3 protein-coding genes and 2 pseudogenes are annotated in these 3081 nt (G+C 67.6%); 1 reads left to right on the top strand and 4 read right to left on the bottom strand.

The window, feature by feature from the left end; all coding sequences use genetic code 11:
- From ACJ8AT_RS02735 to ACJ8AT_RS02745, 3 genes and pseudogenes are all read right to left on the bottom strand, one after another.
- Window positions 1-354: pseudogene (locus tag ACJ8AT_RS02735) on the bottom strand (hypothetical protein); the annotation flags it as partial.
- 235 nt (window positions 355-589) lie between these two features.
- Complete coding sequence (locus ACJ8AT_RS02740; RefSeq protein ID WP_407735960.1) at window positions 590-1252, bottom strand: hypothetical protein; 663 nt, start codon at window positions 1250-1252, stop codon at window positions 590-592.
- Between the two features lie 186 nt (window positions 1253-1438).
- Window positions 1439-1552: pseudogene (locus ACJ8AT_RS02745) on the bottom strand (tRNA threonylcarbamoyladenosine dehydratase); the annotation flags it as partial.
- A gap of 322 nt (window positions 1553-1874) precedes the next feature.
- Between ACJ8AT_RS02745 and ACJ8AT_RS02750 the strand changes: the two are divergent.
- Window positions 1875-2375, top strand: a complete 501-nt coding sequence (locus ACJ8AT_RS02750) for a hypothetical protein (protein ID WP_407735961.1) — start codon at window positions 1875-1877, stop codon at window positions 2373-2375.
- Here ACJ8AT_RS02750 and ACJ8AT_RS02755 read toward each other — a convergent pair.
- A complete protein-coding gene (locus tag ACJ8AT_RS02755) occupies window positions 2372-2554 on the bottom strand; it encodes a hypothetical protein (RefSeq protein ID WP_407735962.1) in 183 nt (60 codons plus the stop codon). The two genes, ACJ8AT_RS02750 and ACJ8AT_RS02755, sit on opposite strands and share 4 nt — an antisense overlap.
- Window positions 2555-3081 lie beyond the last annotated feature (527 nt).

The raw sequence follows: 3081 nt of genomic DNA on the forward strand, positions 1-3081 counted from the left end.
CATCACATCGTCGAGCAGGGAGAGGCAGTCTTCTCGCCGATGGCCCGGCTCGCAGAAGCCGCCGAAGCTCTTGCTCATCAGGTGCTGCCAGCGAGCGTCGGGGGCATTGCCTGGAAAGGAGGCGCGCACCAACTGGCCTTGCCGAGCGGGGCGAATGCTCAGGGGGAGATCGAGCACCAGCCGCGTCAGCGCTTCCTCGAAGGTGTCCGCGCTCACCGTCACGGACTGGTTCACAGTGGGCGGCCGGTACTCCCGTGGCGCACCTTGACCCGTGTCGAGGCGTACGACGCGTGTGGTGCCACACCCTGTAGCCAAGGCCAAGAACAAGGCTGCGACGGTCAGGCGAGGTGCCATGCGGCGCCCTCCACATCAAGGAGGGTTCTAGCCTACGGGAACGTCACTCCAGAGACGATGATGCTCCGTGGGCTTCGCCTCCCCCAGTCGCAGCGTCTCCGACGGGATTCGAACCCGTGGAGAAGGGGTACCCCAAACCCGCGACGGCACACGCCTTTCGCTGAATCGCGAAGGTGTAGGGAGCCTCTTCACCTGGCGCTCCAGCGGGGCCAGGCCGCCCAGGGCGCGGAACACCTCAGAGGATCCTCGCGACGTGGCTGATGTTGCCGGGGCCATTGTTGAGCTGCGCGTAGATGTTCCACTGGCCCGCGCCATCCCGGATGCCAACGACGTTGGCCGAGCCGGGGTAGTGGTTGCGCCCGAAGCAGACCAGCACGGAGCCCGGATGGCCGGTGAACCTGCCGTTGTTGATGAGGTCCGTGTGCATCTGCGCTCCGGTGAGAGCAGGAGCTGCTCCCGGAGGCGTAGGCGGAGGCTGGACGTGGGCGCACAGTACGGTCGCGCCCACCCGGAGCATGAGGAAGGTGCAGCCCGAGAGCTGGCCCGTCACCATGATGTTGGGGCCACCGGCCGCGGGCAGGATGTACGCGGGGATTTGGTTGATGCCGGGACCGACCGGGGCGGCGAGGGCGGTGTAATTCACCATCTGCACGCAGTGGGCATTGAACGCGTGCTGCGAGAGGGCGTCGATGGTGCCTCCCGGAGCCGGCTCGAGCTTGAACCGGAGCGTTCCGACGATGGGAGCCGGAGCCGGGGGCGGGACGTGGCCCGCCGGGTATCCAATGAGGTACGGGACCACTGCCGATGGCGCGGGATTGCCGGCGATCTGCAGGGCACACTGCTGGAGGAAGTGGTCGGTGGTGGTGGTCAGTGCGGTGAAGGCTTGATTCGGCGTCATGGGGCGCTCCCTCGTCTCGGGTCTTCCGGAAGGACGGAGGGAGGGAGCGAGCCGTGAAGAGTGGAGACATTCTGGAGACGAGCCAAGGCCTGAAAACACCAAGGCCGGAAGCCCCTGACGAATCAGCGGCTTCCGGCCTCGGCTTGTGTGTCCCCGACGGGACTCGAGTTCCCCGGGAGGAGCGGCTCAGCGCGCCGAGGCGAGCCGGCGTACCACCACGCCCGCGACGTTCATGCCGAAGGCTGAGGTGACGAAGACCACGCTGCCGTCAATCTGCGTGCGGTGATCACAGGTCTCGAATCTGGGCTCGTAGCAGGCGCGGATGGCTTCCTCCCGGGGTCGGCAGGAAGGGCGCCGCTGCCCTGGAAGGGGCTCCTCTGGCATCTGCAGCGCGATGGACGCAGAGTCACTGGCTGATTGCGCGCTGCCCGGCCTGAGCGAGTCAGGAGTCTGCTCTGTTGGGTGGGAGGACTGCTAGTCCCCCGCCCGCTCACCGGGCAGCGGAGCGATCCCTCGTTGGCGTTTCTTCCCGGCAACCCCAGTCTTGTCAGCAGGAGGTGCATCGCGCATGGATGCCGACCGGATCTGCCGAGGACTGGGATGGTGGAGCGTGGGACTGGGCTTGACTGAGCTCACCTTCGCGGAACGATTCTGCCAGCGGCTGGGATTTCGGGGGCGCATGGAGCTGGTGCGCGCGCACGGCGTGCGAGAGATCCTCAACGGAGTGGGCTTGCTGACGCAGCGTGATCCACACCCCTGGCTGTGGGGGCGCCTCGCCGGGGATGCGGTCGACCTCTGCGTGCTGGGCGTCACGCTGCGCCGGCCGGAGGTGCCCTTCGCCTGGCGGCTCGCAGGGACCCTCACGGCTGTGGGACTCACGCTCGTGGACGCGCTGGCCGTCAGGGGGCTGCGCACGAAGCAGCGCAGCGACGTCGTCGGCATGGAGCTCTCGCCAGCACCCAGGGAGAGCTGGCGCGGCAGCAGCCTCGCGGAGGACGTAGGCGTGAGGCCAAGCGGCGCTGGCGCTGAAGTCGGCGATGGGCAGCGGGAGCAGCGGATGCGTGACGCCCAGGAGCAGCTCGGCCTGCCGGACCCCGACTCCCGGGACATGCACAGGGTCTAGGGTTCTTTCTGGCAGGCCGAGGTGACGAAGACCACGCTGCCGTCGATCTGGGTGCGGTGATCACAGGTGTGGAACTCGTTGTCCTGCGGGCAGACGCACAGGAAGCCATCCGAGGCGTCGTCGTAGCGCAGCGGCACCGGCTGGCTCCCGGTGGAGTGTGCCCCCGAAGAGCACCCCACCGTGAATCTACTTCTGCGGGTCCTTCGAAGTGGGAGGGCGGGTTCGCTCGAATCTGGGCTCGTAGCAGGCGCTTTTCCATACATACGATTGGTCATCGCAAGGCGGGGAGAAGGTGTCGTTCAACCTGACCCAGCATCCACCGCGGATGGCTTCCTCCCGGGGCCTGCAGGGCGGGCGCCGCTGCCCTGGAAGGGGCTCCTCTGGCATCTGCAGCGCGATGGACGCCGAGCCACTGGCTGACTGCTGAGAGGACACGCTCGCGGGTACCGAGGCGTCAGCCAGCGAGGTTTCTGCGCCGTCTCTGTCCCATTCGAGGTCCGCGGATTCCCTCGGTGGAAACGTGGGGGAGTTCGAGTACGGCCCGTGTCCCATCCACAGGATGCTGCCCGGGATGGCCAGCAGAAGCCCGACAACCAGCACCCGCCGGATCCTCAGGCCCCAGTCAACCTCTGGGGCCTCAGGGCGGATGGGCCCAGGCTTGCTGACGGCGGGAGGAACCTGCGCCTCGGCCTGCACACGCACAGGC

The sequence above is a fragment of the Hyalangium sp. genome (assembly GCF_045802625.1).
In the GTDB taxonomy this organism is placed as follows: Bacteria; Myxococcota; Myxococcia; order Myxococcales; family Myxococcaceae; genus Hyalangium.

Coding starts and splice junctions, on each gene's coding strand:
- ACJ8AT_RS02740 (WP_407735960.1), bottom strand. CDS start 1,252: ATGACGCCGAATCAAGCCTTCACCGCACTGACCACCACCACCGACCAC.